General features: G+C 51.9%; 20 protein-coding genes. 1 reads left to right on the top strand and 19 read right to left on the bottom strand.

The genetic code is table 11. From position 1 onward, the window contains the following. Positions 1–350 precede the first annotated feature (350 nt). The 15 genes from EYB31_RS12050 to EYB31_RS11980 form a co-directional block, all read right to left on the bottom strand. The gene (locus tag EYB31_RS12050) at positions 351–1,361 is read right to left on the bottom strand and encodes a zinc-dependent alcohol dehydrogenase family protein (RefSeq protein WP_131013587.1); all 1,011 of its coding nucleotides are present in this window, start codon (positions 1,359–1,361) and stop codon (positions 351–353) included. 254 nt (positions 1,362–1,615) lie between these two features. Continuing rightward, the gene (locus tag EYB31_RS12045) at positions 1,616–2,566 is read right to left on the bottom strand and encodes a ComEC/Rec2 family competence protein (protein WP_131013586.1); all 951 of its coding nucleotides are present in this window, start codon (positions 2,564–2,566) and stop codon (positions 1,616–1,618) included. A gap of 13 nt (positions 2,567–2,579) precedes the next feature. Continuing rightward, the gene (locus EYB31_RS12040) at positions 2,580–3,386 is read right to left on the bottom strand and encodes a histidinol-phosphatase (protein ID WP_131013585.1); all 807 of its coding nucleotides are present in this window, start codon (positions 3,384–3,386) and stop codon (positions 2,580–2,582) included. Positions 3,387–3,402: 16 nt separating this feature from the next. Then, a complete protein-coding gene (locus EYB31_RS12035; protein WP_131013584.1) occupies positions 3,403–4,272 on the bottom strand; it encodes a carbohydrate ABC transporter permease in 870 nt (289 codons plus the stop codon). Between the two features lie 13 nt (positions 4,273–4,285). Then, positions 4,286–5,197: an ABC transporter permease gene (locus EYB31_RS12030; RefSeq protein ID WP_240762354.1), complete on the bottom strand. Its 912-nt coding sequence runs from the start codon at positions 5,195–5,197 to the stop codon at positions 4,286–4,288. Between the two features lie 77 nt (positions 5,198–5,274). Then, positions 5,275–6,828, bottom strand: a complete 1,554-nt coding sequence (locus EYB31_RS12025) for a type 2 periplasmic-binding domain-containing protein (protein WP_131013583.1) — start codon at positions 6,826–6,828, stop codon at positions 5,275–5,277. 156 nt (positions 6,829–6,984) lie between these two features. Further along, complete coding sequence (locus tag EYB31_RS12020) at positions 6,985–7,707, bottom strand: glycerophosphodiester phosphodiesterase (protein WP_131013582.1); 723 nt, start codon at positions 7,705–7,707, stop codon at positions 6,985–6,987. A gap of 112 nt (positions 7,708–7,819) precedes the next feature. Next, positions 7,820–10,177: a helix-turn-helix domain-containing protein gene (locus tag EYB31_RS12015; RefSeq protein WP_131013581.1), complete on the bottom strand. Its 2,358-nt coding sequence runs from the start codon at positions 10,175–10,177 to the stop codon at positions 7,820–7,822. A gap of 110 nt (positions 10,178–10,287) precedes the next feature. Then, positions 10,288–11,376 carry a hypothetical protein gene (locus EYB31_RS12010; protein WP_131013580.1) on the bottom strand — a complete coding sequence of 363 codons (1,089 nt, stop codon included), beginning with the start codon at positions 11,374–11,376 and terminating at the stop codon, positions 10,288–10,290. Positions 11,377–11,653: 277 nt separating this feature from the next. Beyond that, a complete protein-coding gene (locus EYB31_RS12005; RefSeq protein WP_131013579.1) occupies positions 11,654–13,390 on the bottom strand; it encodes an alpha-helical endospore appendage domain-containing protein in 1,737 nt (578 codons plus the stop codon). Positions 13,391–13,702: 312 nt separating this feature from the next. Then, positions 13,703–15,181: a sulfatase family protein gene (locus EYB31_RS12000; protein WP_131013578.1), complete on the bottom strand. Its 1,479-nt coding sequence runs from the start codon at positions 15,179–15,181 to the stop codon at positions 13,703–13,705. Positions 15,182–15,223: 42 nt separating this feature from the next. Then, a complete protein-coding gene (locus tag EYB31_RS11995; RefSeq protein ID WP_131013577.1) occupies positions 15,224–16,054 on the bottom strand; it encodes a carbohydrate ABC transporter permease in 831 nt (276 codons plus the stop codon). Next, positions 16,051–17,043 (bottom strand): carbohydrate ABC transporter permease, encoded by a 993-nt coding sequence (locus EYB31_RS11990; protein ID WP_131013576.1) that lies wholly within the window; start codon positions 17,041–17,043, stop codon positions 16,051–16,053. Before EYB31_RS11990 ends, EYB31_RS11995 begins: the two co-directional genes overlap by 4 nt. Before the next feature lie 34 nt (positions 17,044–17,077). Beyond that, complete coding sequence (locus tag EYB31_RS11985) at positions 17,078–18,586, bottom strand: ABC transporter substrate-binding protein (RefSeq protein ID WP_131013575.1); 1,509 nt, start codon at positions 18,584–18,586, stop codon at positions 17,078–17,080. 103 nt (positions 18,587–18,689) lie between these two features. Further along, entirely contained in the window at positions 18,690–20,075 is a 1,386-nt protein-coding gene (locus EYB31_RS11980; RefSeq protein ID WP_131013574.1) for a response regulator transcription factor, read from the bottom strand. 156 nt (positions 20,076–20,231) lie between these two features. Between EYB31_RS11980 and EYB31_RS11975 the strand changes: the two genes are divergently transcribed. Next, positions 20,232–22,052, top strand: coding sequence for a cache domain-containing sensor histidine kinase (locus EYB31_RS11975; protein WP_165452365.1), 1,821 nt, complete (start codon positions 20,232–20,234; stop codon positions 22,050–22,052). A gap of 158 nt (positions 22,053–22,210) precedes the next feature. Here the strand turns inward: EYB31_RS11975 and EYB31_RS11970 are convergent, their stop codons facing one another. The 4 genes from EYB31_RS11970 to EYB31_RS11955 all read right to left on the bottom strand — a co-directional run bounded on the left by EYB31_RS11970 (position 22,211) and on the right by EYB31_RS11955 (position 25,395). Beyond that, positions 22,211–22,579: a VOC family protein gene (locus EYB31_RS11970; protein ID WP_131013572.1), complete on the bottom strand. Its 369-nt coding sequence runs from the start codon at positions 22,577–22,579 to the stop codon at positions 22,211–22,213. A gap of 150 nt (positions 22,580–22,729) precedes the next feature. Next, positions 22,730–23,113 carry a MarR family winged helix-turn-helix transcriptional regulator gene (locus EYB31_RS11965; RefSeq protein ID WP_131013571.1) on the bottom strand — a complete coding sequence of 128 codons (384 nt, stop codon included), beginning with the start codon at positions 23,111–23,113 and terminating at the stop codon, positions 22,730–22,732. A 249-nt stretch (positions 23,114–23,362) separates the two neighbouring features. Then, entirely contained in the window at positions 23,363–24,154 is a 792-nt protein-coding gene (locus EYB31_RS11960; RefSeq protein ID WP_131013570.1) for an SDR family NAD(P)-dependent oxidoreductase, read from the bottom strand. A 230-nt stretch (positions 24,155–24,384) separates the two neighbouring features. After that, a complete protein-coding gene (locus EYB31_RS11955; RefSeq protein ID WP_131013569.1) occupies positions 24,385–25,395 on the bottom strand; it encodes a helix-turn-helix transcriptional regulator in 1,011 nt (336 codons plus the stop codon). Positions 25,396–25,435 lie beyond the last annotated feature (40 nt).

The following is a 25,435-nucleotide window of genomic DNA, read 5'->3' as shown; positions in this document are numbered from 1 at the left end:
AGACAATGCAGGTATATGTCGCAGAACTCAACTTGCGCAAAATGATGCGGATTGGGAGAGCGCTTCAAGTCAAGGCTGATCCGCATGCCGCGGATATGGAGGAATCGCCGAATGAGCTGAATGCCAGGGGGAGCCAAGCATCATTCGCAAGCTGACAGAGGAGATTGTATTGGAGGATTCGCGTTTCTGGAAGACTTCGTTGGAACCGTCATCGGTCTGACGGGATTAATAAGGAGGTTGCGGGTCAATCCCCGCAACCATCCGCGACAACGCCGTCATCCCTCAGCCGGACGGGACGGCGCGCTCCGTAAATTTACCGTCTTTGATCTCTAAAGCCACGCCGGTCCGTTCTAGCCTTCGTGCGCGATAACCCCTTTGGACACGCCTAGTTTTCCGTATTGGGCCATCGCCTCCGGCAATTCATCGAGCTTGAAGCGATGGCTCACGAGCCGCTCCACCTCTACGATGCCGCTTCGCAGCAGCGCTATCGCATCGGGATGCGTATGCGGATTGATAAACGAGCCGTAGATGCGCAGCTCCTTTGTAAAAATCTCGTAAGGCGATACCTCGATGCCCGTCTGCGGCGAAGCCACTCCGAACAGCAGCACCTGCCCGCCCTTGCGTGCCGCCCGAACCGCCAGCTCCATCGACTCCTTCCGGCCGACACATTCGACCACGATGTCGGCCGAATTCCGCAGTTGCTCCGCTACCTCCGGCGTCGGAACAACCGTCTCGTCAGCGCCGGACTGACGCAGCAGCGCGTGTTTCTCGACCGCCGGATCGCTGACCGTAATTTGCGCTGGCCCCCGTGAGCGGAACAGCTGCAAAAATAGCTGGCCGATGAAGCCGCCTCCAATCAGCAGCACTTTATGTACCGGCTTCACGTCGAGCTTTTTGAAGCCGTGCACGACGCAGCCAAGCGGCTCCACCATCGCGCCTTCGACGTAACTCATGTTGTCCGGCAGCTTGTAGCAATTCGCCGCAGGCACGATGCAAATCTCGCCCATGCCGCCGTCCCGCGTCACGCCGACAGCCTGCAAATGATCGCATAATTGAGGCCGGCCGGTTTGGCAATATTCGCAGCCGCCGCAATACATATTCGGATCAACCGAGACACGATCGCCCGGCTTGAGCGCAGTAACGCCGGATCCGCAAGCCATGACTTCGCCGGACAATTCGTGACCGAGCACGATGGGCGTGCTGACAGCCGCCGAACCCGGCTGGCCATGATAAATATGCTGATCCGTGCCGCATATGCCGCAACATTTGACCCGAATCCGTACCTCTTCCGGTCCGAGCTCACGTTCCGGCCATTCCATCACTTGTAATTGACCTACTCCTTGCAATACAGCTGCTTTCATAAGCGCTTCCCCCATTAAAATGTTTGTTTTAAAACACGATGCTTTTGTTTCGGACGTTGGATCTGCAATAAAAATAATGAATCAATCAAATTATACACTGATATATCTGTGATTTCATCATTATTTACAAAGAGAAACAAATATTTTTTCGAAACATCGTTCTCTGTCATTGATCATGGAAGCCGCGGGACCGCCGAATCCTATGAAAAAACGGAACCATAAGCCCAAAGCTTACGAGTTCCGCATATCGAAAATCAGGGGAAAAAGGAGTAATCCGTTTCGTCCGGTGATTCCGCCGAGCACCTCACGCTGTAACCATCCGTCTGGAGTTCAATCGTCCGATAGAGATCGGTTCGCAGCAGCTTTGCCCCGTTTTTGCCGTACTCGCGAATATTGTCCGCAAATACGGCGGCTTGCTCCACGATATAATAATTGCTGGGGATAATGACGATGCGAGCGTTGCAAGAAGCAATAAATTCCGGCGTCAGCGATTGAGTGCCTCCGTGATGGGCCGCCTTGAGCATAAACAGATCCGTAATACGGTCCCCGGCCGCGGACGCCATAATCTCGCCGGATTGCTTGACAGCACAATCTCCCGGAAATAAAGCGGTAAACTCCTTGTACTGAAGTTTCAGCACAAGGTTCAAATTATTGATATTGACCCGCTCCGACGAATCCTGCCGGAACAGCGGGACGTCAATAATGTCCAAATACAAATCCGAATCAATGCGGATCGTGCCGCCGGTTTCGTCCCGCATGATTTTTCGGCAGGCGATCCCGCTTTGCCGCAAGACCTCCGTGAACTCCCGCCATGTCTCGTAATTGAGCGGATCGAGATCCCCCCGCTCAATATCGTTCTCATCGACGGGCGCGTAAATCAATTGCCCAACTTCGATACCCGAATAATTCAAAATATCGATAAATCCGCCGAAATGATCCTGATGCGGATGAGAGACAACCGCCATATCGAGTTTTCCGATGCCCATCTGCAGCAACTGGGGAATAATCCTCATCTTGGCTTGATCTTTTTTGCCTGCATCGATCAAGATGTGGAACGAAGTATTGCCGCTGTAACGGCTGATCAAAAAGCTGTCGGCGGGAAGCTGCGACGGCTCCCCAAGCGGTGTGCTCTCTCGCGAATTCAGATCGAAGGTGGCGATGCGGACATACTCATTATTAGCCCAGTACTCAGTCGATTGTGACATCACGCGGCCTCCTTCAGATCGGAATGCGGACAGGCTGACGTCCCCGGAACATCTGCAGCTCCCTGTAGCCGATTTCCTTCAGCATCCGCATGACCTCTTCCCAATGTTCGCCTACCCGCACGGGCTTGTGAGCATCGGAGCCAAACGTGACGGGTACGCCGTAGCGGTGCGCCAGCTCAAGCACCTCGAGACACGGGTTAGTGCCTTCGCTGCGCATAATGCCCGAAGTATTGATCTCCATCGTTACCCCGGTTTCGGCAAACACCTTGACGGTCTGCTCGACGAGTGCGCCGCAGGTGCCCATAAAATCGCGATAGTAGCGGCGCACAAGATCCATATGTCCGATAATGTGAAAGACGCCGCTTTTCGCCGCCTGCTGCAGCAGTCCGAAGTAAATGTCCCGCTCCCGCTCCAACTGCTCCTCGTCCAGTTCGTACCAAATATGCATGTTCTGAGATACATGTTTGCCGTTTGTAACATGAATCGAGCCGATGATGTAATCAAGCGGATACTGCCGGTAGATCTGATCATATTTCCCGACATGCTCCGGAAAAAAGTCCGATTCCACGCCGACCAGTACTTCAATGCGGTCTTCGTATTTCTTTTTCAGCCGGACGATCTCTTCGATGTATCTCGGAAACTCGCTGGCGGCCATGGCCAGCCCTGGTGCGGGATGATCCTCCGATGCCGCGAAATAAGGCGAATGATCGGAGATGCCGATGGCGGTCAGTCCAAAGTCGGCTGCGGCGCGGATGTACTCCTCAATATCGCCCGCCGCATGCCCGCAGCGCCGGTGATGGGTATGCAAATCAAATGTCATGGCAGCAGCCTCCGTATTATCCTTTGACGGAACCGACAAGCGTTCCTTTGACGAAATATTTCTGAATGAACGGGTAAAGCACTAATATAGGCAAGGTGCTGATCATGATGACGGCAGATTTCAGCGTTTCCGCCGGCGGCAGCTGATCCATCATATCCATCTGCTCGTCCTGAAGGGAGCCGCTCAGTAAAATGTTGCGCATGAACACCTGCACCGGGTATTTGTGCGTATCGTTTAAATAAATCGAGGCTTGGAACCATTCGTTCCAATGGTGCACCGCATAAAACAGCCCAATCGTCGCAAAAGAAGGCAGCGACAGCGGGATGATGATTTGCGTAAATACCCGGGCGTTGGAAGCGCCGTCAATTACGGCGGATTCCTCCAGTTCAACCGGGATCGACAAGAAAAAGTTTCTCATAATAAACGTATTCCACGCGCTGACCAGCGACGGCAAAATAAGCGCCCACAGCGAATTTTGCAGTCCGATGTATTTGACCAGAAGATAAGTCGGGATTAATCCGCCGTGAAAGATCATTGTAATAAAGATGAAGGTGACAACCGCGTTTTTCCCCGGCAGCGCTCTGCGCGCGAGGCTGTAGGCGAGCATCGAAGTCACGGCTAAATTCAGCGCGGTGCCAACGACCACTCGAAACAAAGTGACCTTGTACGCCCCCCAGATCAAGCTGCTTTTAAACAGCACCATCTTGTAGGCTGTCCAGTCGATCTTCTCCGGCAGCAAGATGAAAGCGCCTCTGCGCATCCACTCCTGCTGACTGACAAGCGAAGTGGCCAAAACCGACACAAACGGAAGCAGGAAAACGACCGTTGCGATCGCAAGGATGAAATAAATCAGCCATTTTGTTGTTTTCTCAGCGGTGATGCTCATATTCCAGCTCCTTCTACCACAGCCCGGGCTGATCCATTTTTTTGACGATATAATTGGAAATCAGGATCAGCGTCATGCCAACGATATTTTTGAACATGCCAATCGCGGCGGCAAACGAATATTGCATTTGCAGCAAACCTTCCCGGTACACATAGGTGTCGACGATGTCCGCCACCTGATAAACGGCCGGCGAATACAACAAAAAGATTTGCTCGAAACCGGCCTCCAGAAACCGGCCTACATTAAGGATAAGCAGAATCGAGATCACAAAGCTGATGCCCGGCAGCGTAATATGCCACACCTGCCTTAAGCGGTTCGCACCGTCCATCTTGGCCGCTTCGTACAATTGCGGGTCGATACCGGTCATCGCGGCGAGATAGAGGATGCTGCCCCAGCCTATAGACTGCCATATGTCGGACAGCACCAAGATGGTACGGAAGTAAGCCGGATCGCTCAGAAACGAGATGGGCTGTTTGCCGATGGCGAGCATAATTGCATTTAAGATGCCGTTGTTGGTCGACAGCAGATTCGTAAGCAATCCGGCCACAACAACCATGGAAATAAAATGAGGCAAATACGAGATCGTTTGCACACTTCGCTTGAACCATTTGCTTGTCACTTCGTTTAGAAGTAAAGCAAACAAGATCGGGGCGGGAAATCCGAAAAACAGCTTGTAAAAGCTGATGATAACCGTATTCCCCAGCACGTTCCAGAAATAATAGGAGGCAAAAAATCGTTTAAATTGCGCAAAACCTACCCAATCGCCGTGAATGATTCCTTGCAGACCGTCGAACGGCGTAACATCCTTAAAGGCGATCGCCACGCCGGCCATCGGAATGTAATGGAAAATCAAGAAATACACCAGTCCCGGAACCATGAGCAAATAAAAAAATTGATGTTTTTTCCAAGTCATAAGTACTCTCATCGGTGCAACGCTCCTGTTCGAAAAGCAGGATGGCATGCTGCGGGCCCGGTTAGGAGCCCGCAGCATACTTGACAAGCTCATTTCTTCTGCTTCTTATATTCCTCCGTTTGAAAATCAATCAATTTATCTAAGCCGGCCTTGTACAGCTCGTCAACGAATTTGTTATAGTCGCTCAAGGGACGTGCGCCCATAATAAACTTAATAACCTCTTCTTTCCGCAGGCGGTCCAAATCTCCGGCGTTAGGCACCTTTTCCTTCAAAGCTTCTTTGTCATACACAATGCCGAGGTCGACCGGCATCTTGACCTTGTCGAACTTGGTCAGCTCGTTGTTCAAAAACTGCGTATGCTTAGCGCGCAGCGGGTCGCTTGGAGCGTATTTCGTCTCCATGGCAAGACCGAGGGTAACCATAAATTCGCCCGCATACGGGTTCGGATTCGTCACTTCGACGGTTTTCTTCTGCTGATCGGCCCATTTCCAATTTTTATCCTTGATGCCGTACCAAGACGTCAAATGATTTTCCACGTTCTGATACTGCCAGTTGATAAACTTGATGACCGCATCCGGATTTTTCGATGATTTGGTGACCAGCATGGCCGTTGTCGTTCCCGGATAGGCCGTTTGTAAATAACCTTTAGGACCCTTGATCTCAGGAATAAACTGGTAATCCATTTCCGGCACCGTTTGCCCTACCAACGGGGCGTTGATAGTCAGCCCGGAGTACCAGATGTCAACGGCTCCGACACGGTTTGTTTTCAGCATTTGCTGCACATCGAATTTGGCGAACGTTTCCTTGTAAATGTAGCCCTTCTGGTACCAATCGGCCATCTTAGCCAGAAAGTCGACATATCCCGGCTGCAGCTCGGGGATTTTCAGCTTGCCATCCTTGGGATCCACCCAGTTGCTGTAGCCGAACTCGGTAAACGCTCCGACCAGCCCGTATTGGAAGCGGTCGTCCAGCAGAATCGGAATTGTGTCTTCCTTACCGTTGCCGTCAGGATCTTTCTCCTTAAACGCTTTCAGAACGCCTTCGAGTTCGTCCAGCGTCTTCGGCATCGGCAGGTTCAGCTTCTTCAGCCAATCCGCACGAACCCAGATCGGGAACGGGGCCGTCGTAATGATCCGCGGAATGCCCCATATTTTCCCGTCTTTGTCTGTCATCAGCTTCCAGGCGTCCGCGTCCCACGCTTTTTTAATATCGGGTCCGTATTTATTGAGCAGATCGTTCAGCGGAATGATCGCTTGTTTGTACTGATCCCAGTCTCCTTGAAACAGATCCAACTGTTCCCCCGATGCCAGCAGCACGTTTAACTTGTCTTTCTCGGAGCCTTTCGGCGGAATGATCGCCGTCGCTTCCACGCCGGTTTGCTCCTTGACGTAATTGGTTACTTCTTCCAAAGCCTTCGGTTCGCTGCCTTCCGGTTTTCTTGCGATCGCGTTTGTGTTCATATAAATCGCGATTTTCGGAGCGACCTTCGGTTTTTGATCTTGCGCTGTCCCTGTTGCCCCTGCCGGAGCTTTGCCGTCCGCGGCGGAACCTCCCGTCGATCCTGACGAGCAAGCGGCTGCGAGCGTCGCGACCGATAAGAGCGCAGCCGTCGCTGCAAGAGCTTTGTGTTTCTTTTGTTTCATTGTGATAATACCTCCCCATTTTATCATTTCAGCTTTTTCGAAATGAAACGCTTTCATTCCGATCCGAATATAACATGCTCATTTTCTGAAGAGATATAGTAATTTCGCAATGTCAAAAGGTTATTACGGTTCAACAAAACTGACATCAACATTGTATTATTGTTCCGATCGTTTCAGATACATGGACGCCCATCGTTCCAATTCATTGGTTGTGATCACTGCATCCGGGTATTTGTCAGTCATCAACTGCATCGCTTCTATCGAATCGACTACGCCCGGGCTGTATATAACGACGCCGTTTGCCCTCATCATTTCGGCGTAAGCCGGAGTGAGGAAGATATCAAGAAAACCGAGGAACGTGCAGCGTATTTCCTTCAGATAAGGGAATACATAAGGTAAGCAGCTGCCGGTGAGCAGTCCAAGCTCAATGTCCGGATCTAGCCGTCTCATCTTGGCGATCGCGAAATGATCGAATGAAATGATGCGCGATTGTGCGAGCGTATCCGTGTGGCGGATGACATCCAGCGTCGCCTCTTCCAGCGTCGGGTACATTTCGCCCGCTTTCTTAAGTTCGATGACGAATTCGATTTTGCCTTTCAGCTGTTGCAGTGTCTCCTCCAGTGTGGGAATCGTTTCGGTCTCTCCGATCCGAAACTGCTTTAATTGCTCCAGCGTGTAGTCTTTAACCCAGCCTTTCCCGTCACTCATGCGATCGATCTTGTAGTCGTGGAACACGACCGGCACGCCGTCCTTGCTCAACTGCACGTCCAGCTCCAGGTGGGAGTAGGACAAGTCGCATGCGGCTTGGAACGAAGATAACGTGTTTTCCGGGGCTTTGCCGGGGTATCCCCGGTGTGCGAGACCACTAATTTTTTTCATTTTGGATAACCCTCCATAGGTAGTAGTGACTTTCGACCCCGAATGTAACACGCTCCGAACGACGAAATATATAGTAGATTTGCTATGTCAAAAGATTAATACCGGTATGCCGTCATCTCTGCGCGCTGCTTTTGCGGTATTCGCCAGGGGTCATCCCGGTCGCTTCTTTAAACAATTTAATAAAATAATAGGCATTTTGGTATCCGACGTTTGCAGCGATTTCGCCGATTTTCAGCTCCGTGCTTTCAAGCAGCTGCTTGCCCCGTTCGATCCGTTTGGCCGTTACATAATCGACGAAGGTCTCTCCGACAAACTGCTTAAATAACCGGCTAACGTAAGACGGATTCAGCGACAGTCGGCCGGCGACCGCATTAAGGGACAAATCCTGGTTTAAATCGTGTTCAATGATGTCGAGCAGCTTCGTAATATGATTGGAACCTTTGGCCGTAAGTTCCTCGGAAACGGCTTGAATCACTTTAACCGTTAAGTTTTCAAACCATGCGAGCAAATCCTCCACTCGCTGCTTCGCGGCCAGCTCCCGGTATGGATTCGGGCCGAACAACGCATCGGTTTTGCCGCCCAAGGCGAGAACCCCGTGCTGCAGCGATTGCAGCAGCTGGACAAACAAAGAACGTGCCTCGTTGTAATGGATTCTTTTGTCCTTCAAGTTGTCGACCATCGCGGCCAACGTTTGCTTGGCCTCTTCGGTTTTCCCCAACTTGATGCAAGACATATACTGATTTGACAATAAGCTGAACCCTTCCAGGTCCTCGCTGACACTGAGCGAAACTTCCTCGATGAAAATAACTTGGCTGCCGCCGTACACAAACCGGTACTGCAGCGCCTCGGCAGCGCCATGAAACGAACCGGGCAAACCTGTAATGTCTTTGCAAGGACTTCCGACGCCAATTGTAAACGAGCCGCCCATCGCCTGCTGCAGCATCTGGATGATGTCCTCCGCCAGCAAAAACAGCTGATCCAGCTGCAGCTCCTTCATCGACATGATGATCGCAAGTTTGTCGTCTTCGACTTCCGCGGTCAGCATGTTTTCCCCGAGGCAGTTGGTTTCCTGCAGCAATTGCAGCGCCTTCAGCCGGTACAAGTCGGCGATTTGCGGATTTTCCGCTTCCAACACGACATTGTAATCGTCAATCGACAACACAAGGCAAATCGACGGACCCAGCCAGAAATCGATACCCAAGTAGCCAAGCTTTGCCGCGAGCTCCTCTGCGGAACGCGTATGCGGCTTGATCAGCGATAAAATAAATTTCTCCCGGTAATAAGGCAAGCTTTCCCGCAGCTTGTCGATAATCTGGTTCTTCTCGTAAGCGGTCAGCTGCACATAATCTTTAATATCGGTCAGTTCGTCCTTCAGCTGCTCCGGCGGCACGCCGCCCTCCGCTCGCGGTTTCTGCCCTCGCAGCGTGTCCACCACCTGCCTGAGCGGCCGATACAAGCTGCGCGAAGATAAGATGGCAACCAGCAGGGCTGCGCCGATCAGCAGGGCCGTTGACAGGATAATTTGATTTTTCAAGTAATTCAAGCCGTTCTCCAAACGGTCCATGCTCGCAAAGTTGATAAACGACCAGCCCAGCTCCGGCGAAAACGTCCTTGTGATCAGCATGTTTTCCTTGACGAGGGTAATGTCTTCATTATCGAAAAATCGAGGTTCGCCTTCGACCATATCCAGCAGCCCGCGGGCCGTATTTTCTTCGTCTGTTTTAAAGATCAGGCCGCCGTCCCGGGACACGATCAGCAGCTTATCCTGCTCGGAGAGCCTCGATACAATCTGCTCCTGCAGCTTGGCTACGTCGAGATTGATGATAAATGCGTTTGTGACGTTCGAGCGGATAATCAGCGTAATGACGTCTTTTTTCTTCTGGGTTTCCTGCATGGCAGCACGTGTATCCAGGAAAATCAAACCTTTGTAGTCGCCTTTGTTTAAAGGCTCGAACCAATCCTTGTCGTAAAACGAGTCAAAATCGAACTGCTGAAACAGCGTTTCGCCGCCAAACGACAGAACGATGCTTTTTTCCTGGTCGTAGTAATAAACGGTGTCCACGAACGGATTTGAAATTTTGAACAAATTGATGCTTGCGACGGCCTCTTGTTTGTTGCGAAGGTACGAGTAGTTGGTCGGCAAATCTTCGGTCTTCAAATAACCGGACAATTTCTCGTAATAATATCCGTTTGGAAAACTCTCGAAATTACGAAAGGACTGGTTTAATATCACCTGTTTGCAGTTGTCCTGAATTTGATGCACGAGAATTTCCATGAAATGCTTCATTTGCGTCAGCAGCACGCTGTTCTTATCGCTTGATTCCTGGCGGAAAACGGTCGTGACGTTCTGATCGGTCATAATGGATAAAGCGATGTTAGGAATGATCGCGAGAAATACGGAATATAGCAGGAGTCTTAAAAAAAACTTCCTCAAATAATACAGTTTGCTGATCCGGGAGTACCATCTCAACTTAAGTCCCCCTTTTATGTATTGGACGCTCAGTTGCTTGTGCTCTATTATTCTACCATAGCTCCGGCCGGTCACGATACCGTTGCGCTCAGCTCTGCGGACAGGCTTTTTTAATTATCTGGACGTTGTCCCCCAATTGGGTTAATGTAATATATTTGATCCATCACAAATTTCGCCGATACCCGATATTGCATCGCCCCGGATTCGAAGACGACAGCCAGATTATCCTTCACAACAGCCAGTCCCTCGGACAGCGGCGGCATTGTAACGCGATTTAGCTGGTTAGCACTGTCCAGAAACCACAGCGGCACCTCCTTGTCGCCGTATCGGACATTCTGGTGCGGAGCTCCGCTGCGTTCATCTTTATATGTCAAAAGGGTGCTGTCATTTGTTCTGCCTGCGGATTGGCTTAACGCGATTTGGCCGTTATGGATCGCGAAACCTTGGATTTTGTCGGGAAGGGACAATATTTGATCCGGAACTATGTTGTCGTTTTGCCGCCCGGCTTCGATCCGGGGAAGTCCGGTTTGCGGATCCAGCTTGTAGCCAGCGGCCCATGCATGGGATGTGATGTTGTCCCTATTTATCTTCCGATGGCTGTCGATAAACTTATCGTTCACGTCATAATAATCGCCTGCCCACAGCATTCCGCCGGAATACGACATAAAGGTTGCCTTAGCATCCGGTCGGAATTTCACCTGAAATACCGCCTTAGCATCATTTGCGCTTTTGATGACTGAATCCAGCGGGATTCCCCACACCGTGCTTTCCCCGCCCAGCCATACATATTTATCGCTAATCGCCAGACCCCCGGCATGGCCCTTGTAGGGAGTGTTATCGCCCTGGTACAGGATCAACGTTTTCAGCAGCTTATCTGATTTGGCATCGATGATCGACAGGATGCCCGGCTTACCATCGCTTCTGTAAGCCGACACAACGAGCCACTGCTTTTCTGCGTAATAGGCCAATCCTTGTGGTACCGCACCCTGCTGCAGGCCCGAAATAACTGGACCGGGAACGCCACTTGTGAAAAACGGCACATACTTGTCAGGCCGCTGCGGTTTATCGTCCGTCACTTTTTCTTGCGTGAACGAACCGGTCGTTTGCAGCTCGGCTGTCGAACCGGATGAACCCGCAGAGCATCCAATCGCCGCCAGGCAGACGAATACTGCCAGAATTGCTTCAATATATATGCGCAATCTTATCCCCCTTCTTGAATGTAGCATGGCCGACGCCGGGAAATATATAATACTTTTGGGATGTCAAAAAGTTAGTATGCCCGGCGCTTCACGACGTTGTTTGCTTACACCCCGTGCAACTCGCGCAGACCTTCATGAAATCCCGGCTGCGGCCGCTCCAATCTTACCAAGGTAGAATGCAAAAAGGACACGAACCTATAGAGGGCCGTGTCCGGGTAATAATTGAAATTCGATTGGATAAAACTGACCTGTGCTCCATGTTCTTAGATAAGTTTAACTAATTTAATAATTTGATAACCACAGAGGCATTAACGTTTGTTTGTGTGCCTCCAGTTAGAGTCTGAAGGGTAACTGCGGCAGCGGAAGAATGATTGTTTAAAGTAAGAGTATCCCCGGATGCTAAGGTGAGTATCACCTGCCCAATGTTTTGCTGGGTTCCGGCGCCAGAACCGTATACGGAATTCGTAACCGGGTCACTGTTTAAGAATAGTGCAAATTGGTTGGGCTCTACTCCACTGACAGAGTAAGTGATCTCATAATCACCTTCATTGACAATTAGAATACTTGAGGTTCCGGGAGTATGCGTAATTCCAGGTGTAATTACACCATTTGAATCAAAAATAATTGGCGCCTCAATTGCTACAGTCTGAGCGCTCAAATTATAAATGTACCCGTATTGAGAAAGACCACCTGCGGCGCCTGTGGCTCCCGTGGCGCCAGCCGCTCCCGCTTCGCCTGTGCCGCCTGTCGCTCCCGTGGCTCCGGTGGCTCCGGCCACTCCCGCTTCGCCTGTGCCGCCTGTCGCTCCGGTGGCTCCGGTTGCTCCGGTCGCTCCCGCTTCGCCTGTGCCTCCTGTCGCTCCCGTGGCTCCCGTGGCTCCGGCCGCTCCCGCTTCACCCGTGCCGCCTGTCGCTCCCGTGGCTCCGGTTGCTCCGGCCACTCCCGCTTCGCCTGTGCCTCCTGTCGCTCCCGTGGCTCCGGCTGCTCCCGCTTCGCCTGTGCCGCCTGTCGCTCCCGTGGCTCCGGTTGCTCCGGCCGCTCCCGCTTCACCTGTGCCTCCTGTCGCTCCCGTGGCTCCGGTTGCACCGGCTGCTCCCGCTTCACCTGTGCCGCCTGTCGCTCCCGTGGCTCCGGTTGCACCGGCTGCTCCCGCTTCACCTGTGCCGCCTGTCGCTCCCGTGGCTCCCGTGGCTCCGGCCGCTCCCGCTTCGCCTGTGCCGCCTGTCGCTCCCGTGGCTCCCGTGGCTCCGGCCGCTCCCGCCTCACCTGTGCCGCCTGTCGCTCCCGTAGCTCCGGTTGCACCGGCTGCTCCGGCTGCTCCGGCCGCTCCCGCTTCACCTGTGCCGCCTGTCGCTCCCGTGGCTCCCGTGGCTCCGGCCGCTCCCGCCTCACCTGTGCCGCCTGTCGCTCCCGTGGCTCCCGTGGCTCCAGCCGCTCCCGCCTCACCTGTGCCGCCTGTCGCTCCCGTGGCTCCCGTGGCTCCGGCCGCTCCCGCTTCGCCTGTGCCGCCTGTCGCTCCCGTGGCTCCCGTGGCTCCCGTGGCTCCCGTGGCTCCGGTTGCTCCGGCCACCCCCGCTTCGCCTGTGCCGCCTGTCGCTCCCGTGGCTCCGGTGGCTCCGGCCGCTCCCGCCTCACCTGTGCCGCCTGTCGCTCCCGTGGCTCCCGTTGTGCCCGTAGTCCCTACTGAAGGACCTGTAGGTCCGGTAGGTCCAATAGAAATGGGTGTAGTCAAAATACTTTCAAGCTTATTCTGTAGAAGAAACTCTTTCATCGTCAGGTCACGGATTGTATCTCTTACGCTCTCGTTGATTAACAATAGATCACTGATCGTCGGTGCCGGCGAGCTTACTCCCGGCAAAGTGCCTAGAACGAATTGAATTTTTTCCCCTTCGGCATTAATAATGTGGCTTAATCCCAATTCCTCCAAAGCAATAGAGGACAATAGTAAGTTGATAGCATCATCTCGTGTAATTGAGATCTCAGGGGTAATATTCGGGATATTGGATTGACTCAAAAAGATCACCCCCAACTACTAATTTATTGAATTATTTTCATAATACGTAAGCTTGCATACTTTGTGACTTGAGATAAGTTGATTGAACTAAAATCCGCTAATAGCGGTAATTATTCGTTCTAAGCTCCCTAATATATCAGCAGCGCCCAATAGTTTTCGCGCGCTAAGCAACTCCTTAATGCATCGCAGCCAGTCCCGCGGATTTTAGCTCATCCATCCGAGCTTGAGAAAGAAAAGAACCCGGCCGGAATTCACTTCACGGCGGGTTCTGGACTTAAGCTATTTGAATTTTGCGAATGACAATCGCTTTTGTTACATCCGCTTATTCGGGCGCATCGGCACCACGTCGCAAGTCTCCTGATAAAAGGTCAGCAGCCTATCCTTTAACCCCATTAATATTTCGGATAACGCAGGATCATCAATCCGGTTGACCGTTTCACCCGGATCATTCACCATATCGTACAGCTCATCCTGCTCGTAAAACCGCCGCACATATTTGTATTCCTTCGTCCGGCACATGACCGCCTTCGTATGCTCCGGCCCTTCCTGCAACTGCCATTGAATACGCGGCCAATACAGCCCCGAGGCGTTGCCCACCGATGTGCTTTCGCGTTCCATGCACTGCTCTTCCCCATGCAGCCTTCCCCCTTCGCAGAAGACGGCGTCGCGGTGCGCATCGGTCTCTCCCGCTAGGACAGGCAGCAGCGAGCGGCCAAAATGGCTGTGATCAGGCTTAATGCCGGCCAGCGCCTCCACTGTCGCTGAGAAATCGATCAGCTCGACCATCGCGTCGCTGACCCGGGGCTGCACGGGAACATCCTTCGGCGGCTTGATCACAAACGGCACACGCGAAAGGCAGTCCTCGAACGTGTTTTGCGTTTTTTCCACAAGGCCGTAATCCCCCGTGTAATCGCCGTGGTCGGAGAAGAAGAATACTGCCGTATCGTCGTAGATTCCCGCTTCGCGAAGCGCGTCCATCAGCATGCCGAACTGCTTGTCTACACGGGCGCACATTCCGTAATAAGTAGCGCGCAGCTCGTCCCAGCGCTCTTCCGTCCAGCCCTGCAGCTTCTGCTTTTCGCTGATGCCGCGAAGCAGGCTTGGCTTGCCTTGCCAGCCGGCCGGAGCCGGAAACCGCGCCGGTAGCTTGCTGCGGTCAATCATGCTGAAATACGGCTCTTCCACGCCATAAGGCGGATGCGGATACAGCAGCGGCAAATAGATGCACAACGGCTGATCTGCCGGGCGGTTTCGTATTAGATCAATGGCCCCGAGCACGTTTGCCCAGTCCCCGTCGTAATACGTGTCCTCATCTTCCGCTTTCTCCAGCTTCCCGGCATAAAAGGAAAAATAGTTATCCCCGTCCGGTTCGCCCCGCCATACGTCATGGGCATGCAAATTCGTCTCCCGGCGCGGCTGCACCGGCGGCTTGTATTTCACGTCACAGTACGCCTCGTACCCGTTTTCCGCGGGAACGAGGTCATTTTTGCCGCCCCACCATACGTGATACCCCGCATCCTTCAGCGTCTTCAGCAGCACCGGCTCATCCGGCTGCATCATATGGTACATCGTGCGGTGACCCCGAACGTGCGGGTACCAGCCGCTCATAAACGAGCAACGGCTTGGCGTGCACACCGTATTTTGGCAGAAAGCGTAACGGAACGAGACGCCGTCGGTAGCGGCCATCCGATCGAGATGCGGCGTCACGGCGGCCGGGTTGCCCATATGCCCCATAACGTCGCTGCGCCATTGATCGGGATTAAATATAATAATGTGCGGTTGTTTAGCCATGGCTATATGTTTCCTCCTTGATTATATGCTGAATGATCCGCTTCAGCCTTTCACCGAACCGGAAATGCCTTCGATAAAAAAACGTTGGAACACGATAAACACAATGATCACGGGAAGCAGCGAAATGGAAGCTCCGGCAGCCATCCCCGACCAGTCGACCGTATGCTCGCCCACAAACGAATACATGCCGACGGCAAGCGTGCGCAGACCGGGTTTGTTGATGCTGAAGATCAGCGGCACAAAAAACGAGTTCCACGTCCAGATGAACTGCATGATCGCCGTGGTGGCGATGATCGGTTTGGCCAGCGGCAGCATGACCTGCACGAAGGTGCGGAAAAATCCGCAGCCGTCCATTTCCGACGCCTCCTCCAGCTCCTTAGGCAGGTTGTGAAAATAGGTCATATAAAGCAGGATAAACAACACGTGCGCTCCCGAGGATTCGGCCAAAATAATACCCGGCAGCGTGTTCAGCAAGCCCAGCCCCTTAATGATCTGATAAATCGGAATGATGGTATAGCCTTTCGGGATAAACATCGTCGCCGTAATCATCAGCACAAACAATTTGCGTCCGGGGAACGTAACGCGGCCCAGCGCGTATCCGGTCAAAGCGCACATCAGAATGACAATAACAACCGTCGAGCAAGTGATGATCACAGAGTTGGAGAAATAAGTCGAGAACCGTCCTACCTGCCATGCCCTTGCGTAGTTTTCCCACTGCGCCGCTTCGGGCAGCAGCTTAAACCCTGCATTGATATACTCCGTATTCGTTTTCAGCGACGAGAACAACATCCATATAAACGGATATATCCATACGACGCCTATGACGATCAGCAGCAGGTGAAGGAGACCGTTCGTAGTTGTTTGTTTGCTCATGCGTGATCCGCTCCTCCCTTGGCCTTCTGGGCGTGGCGGGCATCTTTGCCGTCCTTGGACAGTTTGGCAAGCCAGCCGAGCGCCAGCGTAATGACGAAAATCGTCAAGCCAAACACGATGCCGGCGGCGGAAGCATACCCGATTTGCGGGAAGCCGCTTGTGCTGAAGGCGTAGTTGTAAATGTACAAATCGACCGTTTCCGTGGCGAAGAATGGACCGCCGTTGGTCAGCGTTTTGACCAGATCGAACACATGCATGCTGTTGACGACCGTCAGCAGCAAAATAACCGTAGCCACCGGCATCAGAAGCGGCAGCGTCACGCTGCGCAGCGTCTGCCAATAGCTGGCCCCGTCCACCTTAGCCGCTTCGTACACATCGGCCGGCAGCGACTGCAGCCCGGCAAGCCAATACACCATCATGATGCCGAAAAACTTCCACGATCCCACGAGAATAAGCACGATCATCGCCGTATTCGGCTGGCCCAGCCACGGCACGGGCTCCGAAATAATGCCAAGCGCGATCAGCAGCTCGTTGACCAGCGCCTTATCGTTGCCGAAAATAAACTTCATGATGATCCCTACAATCGATGTCGTCGTGACAACCGGAAGGAAGTAGATCGTCCGGTAAAACACTTTCCCTTTAAACATCGCCTGGTTCAATATTAATGCCATTAATAATGTGGTCGGCATTAAAATGACGGTTTTGACGCCGATGTAAATGAGGCTGTTGCCAAAAGCGTTCCAGAACTGATCGTCGCGCAGCAGCTTGGCCAAATTGTCCAATCCGACGTAATTCGAGAGCGGGCCGAACCCGCTCCAATCGTAGAAGGCGTACACATAACTCATAATAATCGGATAAATCGTAAAGACAATAAAAAACAACAGCTGCGGCAAAATAAACAAGTAAGCCCAGGCGTAACGGATGCGGGTTCTGCGGACTGATGGTCCCGCCACCGCGCGCTCCGCCAGCAAGGTTGTGTTAGCGCTCAATGCCTCCAACTCCTTTGCGAGTCAACGATGCCCGTCAATTGGGCAATTCTTTGTATTTGTTTGTGGTGTATGGCTGGAAAGGCGTCCAGTTAGGGAACTTGTAATCGTTGATGCTGATTTTGGCCCCGGTGCCCGCCACTTTCTTGATCGACTCTTGAAGTGCATTATTGTAATCGGCGCTGAACTTGCTTAATGTCCCTTCCAGGTCTTTGATTTGTCCGGCCATATAACCTTCGAGTATTTTACCGAGCGTTTCCTTCGGTTTCTTGCCGTTCAGCTCGGTATTCACCTTGACGGCCGCCAAGTTGCGAATGTATTGGTGGGGCGACAAGATAAACATCTGATCCTGGATTTTTTGCGCTTGAATGAACTGCGGGTTGTCTACCTTCACGTTCTCATTATGGGCCTTAATCGGCGAACCCTCCACGCCCATTTCCATCTCCAGCTGGTAGATGCGGTCCATGTAGAACTGCAGGAACAACTTCACTTCTTCGTAATGCTTCGTATTTTTGCTGACATGAACGGAGGCTTTCGTTTCCCCTTGGAAGGCGTAATATTGCGGTTTGCCGTCTTTGGTCGGCAGCGGAGCAACGCCAAAATGATCGAATTTATTGTTTTTTTGCAGCTCGGATGTCAAGAACGTCCCGTCGATGACAAAAGCGGCTTTGCCCCCTGCAAACAATGCGGACGCCTCGCGGTAATCGATAACAAGACTGTTGGGATGCAGCAGCTTGTCATCCTGCAGCTGCTTGATAAACTTGAGCGTCTGCACGAAACCCGGCGAGTTATGCTCGTATTCGCCTTTTTTATAGTTAAACCCGACATAAGCGCCGTCATTGGGCAGCACGTCCGGATAAATCGCCGAAGCCATTTGGCCCATAAAGCCGCTCATCAGCCAATCGGTTTTAACGCCAAGAATAAGCGGATACACGTCGCCGCCTTTCTCGCGCATCTTCTTGCCGACGCTCACAAGCTCATCCCACGATTTCGGCACATCCTTCTCCGACAATCCGAAGCTCTTCAGCACATCCAAGTTGTAGTACATCACATGCGCAAACCGGCGCGGAGTAAAGTGAGGCAGCGCATATACTTTGCCGCCCATCGTGGTAAAACCGTCCGTCCATGTCCCCTCGTAAAACTCGTCTTTTTTCTTCTGCGGGAACAAATCGTCCAAATCGTGAATGAGTCCCAGCTGGTACAGCTGATCGGTCGGAACGGCGTTCTGGTTGGCGAAGATGTCAGGCAACTCGTTGCTGGCAACGGCTGCCTGAAGCTGGGCCGAATACTGCGAGGATGCAATCGGCGGCAGCTCCACCTTGATGTACGGATATTTTTCCTGAAATTCCTTAATCGCCTTCTCAAACACCTGCTGCGATTCAGGCCAGCGATGCCAGAACGTAATCGTCACCGGCTTCTTATCGCCGGCTTTATCTGTTTTATCCGCCGCACCGCTGCCTCCCTGTCCGTCTGAACCGCTGCAGCCGGATAATACGGCACTTGCGGCAAGCAGCGTCATCATGCCCGTAGAAAACGCTTTCCTCATTACTAAATTCCCCTCTTCTTATGATAGAATGGCTTACAATTCAAGTGTAGAAAAAAGGCCGTAAGGAAAACAGGAGAATAAATTAGCGGCATGTATGAACTTTTTAACGTTCCGTACGCGCATGGCGTTTGCGGTATTCCGACGGGCTCAGTCCGTAAGCTTGCTTGAACAGCTGGCTGAAATAGCGGTAATCCGTATACCCCGTCACCTCGGCGATTTCTCCCACCTTTTTTTCGCTTTCTCTGAGCAATCGCTCCGCTTGCATCATTTTGTGCCGTACCGCGTAACGAACAAAATTTTCCCCCGTCTGCTGCTTGAACATCCGGCTTAACGTGACGGAATGTACCGACAAAGCGGACGCCACCGATTCCAGATTAATGTCCGATCCTTTGCAGCGGTTCACGAACTGCATCGCTTTATCGACAAGATCGGTCGGCTGCTGGCTGGAATCAAGCTCCGATAGCGCTTTCGCACCGCCCGCTATGAAACGCTCCATACGGCTTCGCAGCTCCAGCCAGCTGGGGTGCGCTTTCACCCAAGACGTCCAATAGGCAAGCTTGTCCTCTTCGACAATGGCAATATCGTGCCCCGCAGTCAGCGTTTCTTCGAGGGCCGCCATCAGATAAGCACTCTCTTTACGCAGCTGTTTAAGCTCAAGCCGTCCGATGTGCTGCAAGAAATCCGCGAGCTGAGCTTCCACTGCGGGTACGTTAAGCTCCTTAACCGCTTGCACCACTGCCTGCCGTTTCGCGGCAGCCTGCTTTAATTGCGCTTCGCCGCCCCTTCGCCCAGCACCGTCCGGCGTCCCGAAAAACTGGCGTGTTTCCCATCTCTCCGTCTCTTGAAGGCATGCCGTTATAAATTGTTCGCCCCGCATAAAGCAATCGGGCTCTTTCCAATCCGCCTGCACCACCGCTCCATAAATATGAAGTTTGTATGTAAACGATAATACGATCCGTTCCGTCTCCATAGACAAGCACTGCGGCTCTGCCGCAAGCCGGATTCGCTTAGGAACCGCGTCATCGTACCAATCAAACGGCTTGTGCAGCTCATCCGGTTCCAGATGCACATCCCATTCCCGGAGCTGCTGCGCATATCTGCGGAAGTCGCTCTCCAGCCGAATAATCCCTTCTTGCCTGACGCTTTCAACCGCCTTCAACAACTCGCTGCGGTCGGCCGGTTTAAGCAAATACCCCATAGCTCCGAGTTCGATCGCTTTGCGGGCATACTCAAATTCGCTGTAGCCGGTCAGCAGAAACACTCGGATTGATGGCAGCTCTTCTTTGAGCTTCTGCAGCAGTTCGAGGCCGGTCAGCTCCGGCATCAAAATATCCGCAAACACGATCTGTGGGCGAATCTCGCGTATCTTCTCCAATGCAGCCAGCCCGAATTCGGCGTCAAACACCTCCAGCGGCTTATTTAAGCCGTTTAACTTATGAATCACACCCGACCTGACCGCAAACTCGTCGTCAACTACACAAATTTTCAAAATGTCTCAGCCTCCCGCTAGGAAATCGGTTACATGGTGACGAATAAGATCAAAGGCTTCTTTCAGCTTCAGTTAAACATAGAAGTGAGGTTGCTGGCGAGCATAATTTTTTGACCGATGGCATTTTTTGAACAAAAACCTCAAGGCGGTGCGACAATGCTCCAACGATTCCAACAGGCGACCCGCAAGTTACGCGCTTTATCTCTGCGCAGCAAGCTGCTGACGCTGCTGATCCTGCTGTCTCTGGTGCCTACGCTGACGGTCAGCTTTCTCTCGCAATATTTAATTGTGAGGTCCAGCACCAACTATACGGCGGCCATCTCCGCCCAACTGATCGAATATATATCAAGCGAAATCAACAGCTACTTTATCCGTATTAACGAGACGCTGACCCCTGTAGTCATTAATTCCGAATTTCAAAAATTCCTTTCCGTTCCGCCAAGCAACGTGCCCGACCAGTCCAACTATTCGATCAGCTTCAGGCCCTTGCTGCAGCTGCTGATTCAATCGAAGAAAGAAATCCTCGGCGTGCTCTATATGGATAAGCTGGGCAAGGTGTATTCGGAATCGCAAAAAGTTCACGTTCAATTCGAATATCCGTTTCAGCAGGATCCGGTGCTCAGCCAAGTATTCCAAATGGATAAGGAAGCGATTATCGCTCCCCATCCGATGAATTATACGATTTATCAAGTGGCTCCGCAGCAGGTCATTACCTTCGTCAGACCGATTACCGATCTCCGTCAGCAATCCGCCAGCGCTTGGCTGCTGATCGAAATCGACGCTGCTTGGCTGCAGCAAATGATGGATCATACAAAGCTGGGAAAGCACGGCCAGATGCTGCTGTACAGCAAAAGTACGGGAGAGCTGATCAACTTCGGGGAACCGACCCCTCTTCTCAGCGAGCTTGGCGAGCAGTTGAAACGTCAAACCGAGGCCTCCGGCCAATTTTTGATGCGCGCCAAAGGGGCTCAATACCAAGTCATGTACAGCCCGATTACGATCAGTCAATGGACGCTGGTTGGCGTATCGCATCTCGATGAAGTCAACGAAGGCGTAAAACAAGCGCAGACGCTGACGATCATTGTTGCAGTAATCAGCCTGCTGGCGGCGCTCATCGTCGCTTTTCCGTTTATGGGCGTTGTGCTGAAGCCGTTATACCGGCTTAAAACCGGGATGCAAATGCTGGGAAGAGGAACATCGGTGCCGATTGAGCACTCCGTGCAAGATGAGATCGGATTTTTGATTCGGACGTATAACCGGATGTTGGACGATTTGGAGATTCTAAGGCAAGAGGTTATCAGAACAAAGCTAAGCGAAAAAGAAAAAGAGCTGCTGCAGCTGCAAGCGCAGATCAATCCGCATTTCCTGTTTAACACGCTGGAGACGATCGAATCGTACTCCCTGCATAACAACGGCGATGCGGTCAGCGACATGCTGCAGTGCGTTTCGCGTATGATGAGGTATAATGTGCGCAAAGACCGGGGTGTCGCCCGGCTGGAAGAGGAGCTGAAGTACACGCGGGATTTTCTGCATATCCATTCTTACCGTTATGGGAAAAACGTGCAAGCTGAGTTCAACATCGCCCCCGAGCTGCTTGCGATTCCCGTCATGAAGCTGAGCATCCAGCCCTTTGTGGAAAATTCGCTGAAATACGGCTGGAGTCCGCTTGCCGGGCAGGACGATTTTCATCTGCTAATCTCCGTTCGCCCGGAAGCGGATGAGTGGGTGTACACGATAGCGGACAATGGCCGCGGTCTGCAGGAAGATGTACAGCAGCGCCTGGAACAACTTACGGCAACCGACGGGGAAACGTCCGATCCGTACTTCAAGCAGCATACCGGTATTTTGAACGTGTACCGCCGTTATTCGCTTGCTTATGGGGAACGGTTTTCGATGAGCATTGTCCGTAACGCTCGGGAAGGACGAGGCACGCTGGTGGAAGTCCGGGTGCCTCGTGAGAAAGAAGATATGGCATAATGGTAGTCATCAACGATGTAGTTAACCACATTAATTTTCGCGGATTAACAGAAAACGGATTGTATAAGCGACAAATACGGACACGTAAATAACGTGTCCGTCTGCCGCTTATAACGTGAAGAGCTTTGAGTAAAGCGACCGATCCTGCTCTCCCTGCATTAAGCACGATAATATGAAAGCACCCAGCATACGCCGTTACGATCGGTAACGATAGCGAGCAGCCCGTTAAACGGAGCCTCATATGGTTCCGTTTGAACCGTGCCGCCGGCCGCAAGTTCCCCGTAAATTCTGCGGAACTCATCTTCTTTCTCGATACTTACGAACACTCTCACGTAATCGCCTTTTGCGGCCGGCTTCGCCGCTTGCGTGTCGGCAAACTTCAAGATTGCCCCATCTACATGCAGGTCCGCGTTAAACACCGCATCCCCTTGTTTGCGTAAAATGGTAATCTCCCCGCCAAACACGCCTTGATAATATTGGATTTCGTCTTTGCAGTTGTCCACTGCGATAAAAGGGTTGGCTTTCATCTTTTATTTCCTCCTTAGTGTCATTTGATCATATTTAAAACGGGCTATTTCAATGGCGTTAGCAGCATCTTACCCGCTATTCAAATAAACGGATACCCATCCCAAGTTACAGTTGTTCCGTCAATTGCGCTCCTCCGTTCCCGTGCATCCCTATGCCTCCTCCTGCTCGGTCAAATTGTGGAGTACAGTTTTTAACAAGCGTATGAACAAGTCATACTCTTCATCGGTTATGCCCTTACGTGTTTTGTTTTTCACACGGGCCAGCGCTTCCTGCACCTGTGGCACCACTTCTCGTCCCGAATCCGTCAAATACAGCAGTTGGTAACGGTTATCGGCGGGGTTGACCTCTCGCTGCACGTATCCTTCCGTTTCCAGCTTGGCAATCGCTTTGGCGGTGGTCGTTTTGTCGATAAGCAGCTTCTCGCTTAACGCTTTCTGGGTTATCGGCTGCTGGAAGGCAATTGCCATCAGGAAAATATACTGCCCGCTTCCGATCCGATACGGCGCTAACTCGGCCGAGATCAGTATTTGCATGTGACGATAAATAGCCGAGATGTATTGACCGTGCGATTCCGCTGTGCCGTTGGACTTAGGACTCCATTGCTCGTTCAGATGACTTCCCCCTCTCGATAGGATGTTATTGCAACTAATTCCAAGATACACGAAATAGGATGTTATTGCAACTATTTTTGCAAATTTTACCGACGCAGCAAAAATAACCACAACCCGACGAACAGTCGAATTGTGGTCTTTGATCTCAGGTATACGCAGAACAAGCGTGTATTAAAAAATCGTAGGCACCATGCCCCCGTCCATACGAATCGGAGAACCTTTAAAGGCGGATGCATAAGGGCTGCAGACGAAGGCGGCGAGCCGGCCTATTTCAAAAGGCCTGATAAATCGCCGTATTTCGGACTGCGGCAGGTTGGCGGCCATAAATGCTTTCTCTTTTTCCGAAAATTCCATGTCACCGGGAAACAAGCTGTCAATGATTTGGTATACTTTTTCGGTAAGCGTTGGTCCCGGCATAATCGTATTCGATGTGACTTCCGTTCCTGCCGTTAGTTTCGATAAGCTTTTGGACAACGACAATAACATGGATTTGGTCATGCCGTACTGGGGCATTTGACCTGAGGGCATCATCGCTTCTTCACTTGCGATAAAGACGATCCGTCCGTCATTATTTTTCAACATCTTAGGCAAATAAAATTTACATAATCCATTGGCGGCAAGCACATTCGTCCGAAAGTATGTTTCCCATACTTCATCGTTAACGTCCTCATATGACATAATTTCATATATGCCCATACTGTTAATCAAAATATCGACATGGGGATATTTCTCCAATAAGGCTTCTCTTTGCTGCTTATCCGTGATATCGGCTGCGGCATTTTGTGGAGAGGTAGACGGGAATTCGGACTTCAACTCACGGACGGTTCGTTCCACCTCTTCATGATTTCGTCCATTAATGAGCACATTGGCGCCTTCTCTGGCAAGTTCAACGGCAATTGCTTTCCCTATCCCTTTGGTCGATCCGGTTACTAAAGCTATTTTGTTCCTTAATCCCATATCCATCACACATGTCTCCTTTGTGATCTTGCAAGATCTTTGTAGTTGCGGATAGAGATTATATTACTTTGTCCGGATCGTCAGGTAACTAGCATGCAGCGCCAAAATGCTTGTTTAACCCGCCAAGTCCTCAAGCCGGAAATCGCCGGCAGCAGATTAAGGTAAGTAAATACACCGACGATAGCCACAATGAGCAGTGCGAATACCAAGTGATGGATGGAGCTAAGTTCAGTGTTTTATGACAGCGGATGTGCCTTTACATGTTCGGAACGCCAATGGGCCGGAGTATCTCCTTCCCAAAGACGGAAGGCGCGGTAAAACGAGTTCTGGTCTTCATACCCGATTAAGAATGCCACTTCTTTGATCTCAAGCTTGGGGTTTGCCAAGTATTCACGCGCCTGTTCATGCCGGGCTTGCGTCAGCAGCTGCTTGAAAGTGGCCCCTTCTTCGGTAAGTCGCCGCTGCAAGGTACGATCGCTCATGCCCAGTTCACTTGCCACATCCCGGATATCAAGCCGGCCTCGGGATAAGCTGCGCTTCAAGATCCATTTGACCACCTCCGGAATTGAACGGCTGCGATGTTCATCTAATGTTTGGTCCAATACGGGAGTCAGAATCTCCAGCAGCTCTTTATTATACGATACAAAGGGGCGGTCCAGATCGCTTCGGTGCAGCGTCAACCGGTTAGCGGTTGCGCCAATCCGGATAGGACAGCCGAAGTACGCTTCAAGAGCTTGTACATCGCCCATCGAATGAGCAAATTCCACGGACCGTGCAGGTATTGGCCGGCCTGTGCCCCGGCGGCCAAGCTCAAGAAGAAAAGCCAGCGTAGTTCCAACGAGCACAGGTGGTCCGGAATGCTCACAGTCCCTCCACTCCAATTCTATTGTAAAGCGTTCCCCCTCTTCGGTTATACGCAAGCTCTCCGGGGGACACAATTGTTTGTACCGGGCCATTCGGTTCAGAGCGTCGCGATAGTCACGAGCATGATAGGTCGCCAAGACGGACGGCGGGTATTGCGTCGTCTCAAAAACGGTGACAAGTTTAATGATTGCGCTGGCTGTATCACCAACGAGATCGGAATAGGCTTGCCAGATATCGAAATATTGGGATGCGGTAACGGCAGCCGATTCTGTAATTAGGGTGAGCGGCAGCCGCGCTTTACGGGCTATGTCGTCAGGGGCAATTCCCAGCTGCTGCAGACCCGCCCAAAATCCCGGAGGAACTTTGATTCGGTCAGATTTCATTACGATGGATCTCCTTTAGCTGCCGCGGCAGCCGTGCCGC

This window comes from Paenibacillus thalictri (assembly GCF_004307995.1).
Lineage (GTDB): Bacteria > Bacillota > Bacilli > Paenibacillales > NBRC-103111 > Paenibacillus_AF > Paenibacillus_AF thalictri.
This window is presented reverse-complemented; position numbering and strand designations above follow the sequence as displayed.

Bases quoted from the DNA above. Each gene is read 5' to 3' on its own strand.
- EYB31_RS11985 (WP_131013575.1), bottom strand. From the start codon at position 18,586: ATGAGGAAAGCGTTTTCTACGGGCATGATGACGCTGCTTGCCGCAAGT.
- EYB31_RS12035 (WP_131013584.1), bottom strand. From the start codon at position 4,272: ATGAGCATCACCGCTGAGAAAACAACAAAATGGCTGATTTATTTCATC.
- EYB31_RS12030 (WP_240762354.1), bottom strand. From the start codon at position 5,197: ATGAGAGTACTTATGACTTGGAAAAAACATCAATTTTTTTATTTGCTC.
- EYB31_RS11975 (WP_165452365.1), top strand. From the start codon at position 20,232: ATGCTCCAACGATTCCAACAGGCGACCCGCAAGTTACGCGCTTTATCT.
- EYB31_RS12045 (WP_131013586.1), bottom strand. From the start codon at position 2,566: ATGTCACAATCGACTGAGTACTGGGCTAATAATGAGTATGTCCGCATC.
- EYB31_RS11960 (WP_131013570.1), bottom strand. From the start codon at position 24,154: ATGGATATGGGATTAAGGAACAAAATAGCTTTAGTAACCGGATCGACC.
- EYB31_RS11995 (WP_131013577.1), bottom strand. From the start codon at position 16,054: ATGAGCAAACAAACAACTACGAACGGTCTCCTTCACCTGCTGCTGATC.
- EYB31_RS11965 (WP_131013571.1), bottom strand. From the start codon at position 23,113: ATGCAAATACTGATCTCGGCCGAGTTAGCGCCGTATCGGATCGGAAGC.
- EYB31_RS12050 (WP_131013587.1), bottom strand. From the start codon at position 1,361: ATGAAAGCAGCTGTATTGCAAGGAGTAGGTCAATTACAAGTGATGGAA.
- EYB31_RS12040 (WP_131013585.1), bottom strand. From the start codon at position 3,386: ATGACATTTGATTTGCATACCCATCACCGGCGCTGCGGGCATGCGGCG.
- EYB31_RS12025 (WP_131013583.1), bottom strand. From the start codon at position 6,828: ATGAAACAAAAGAAACACAAAGCTCTTGCAGCGACGGCTGCGCTCTTA.
- EYB31_RS11955 (WP_131013569.1), bottom strand. From the start codon at position 25,395: ATGAAATCTGACCGAATCAAAGTTCCTCCGGGATTTTGGGCGGGTCTG.
- EYB31_RS11970 (WP_131013572.1), bottom strand. From the start codon at position 22,579: ATGAAAGCCAACCCTTTTATCGCAGTGGACAACTGCAAAGACGAAATC.
- EYB31_RS12000 (WP_131013578.1), bottom strand. From the start codon at position 15,181: ATGGCTAAACAACCGCACATTATTATATTTAATCCCGATCAATGGCGC.
- EYB31_RS12020 (WP_131013582.1), bottom strand. From the start codon at position 7,707: ATGAAAAAAATTAGTGGTCTCGCACACCGGGGATACCCCGGCAAAGCC.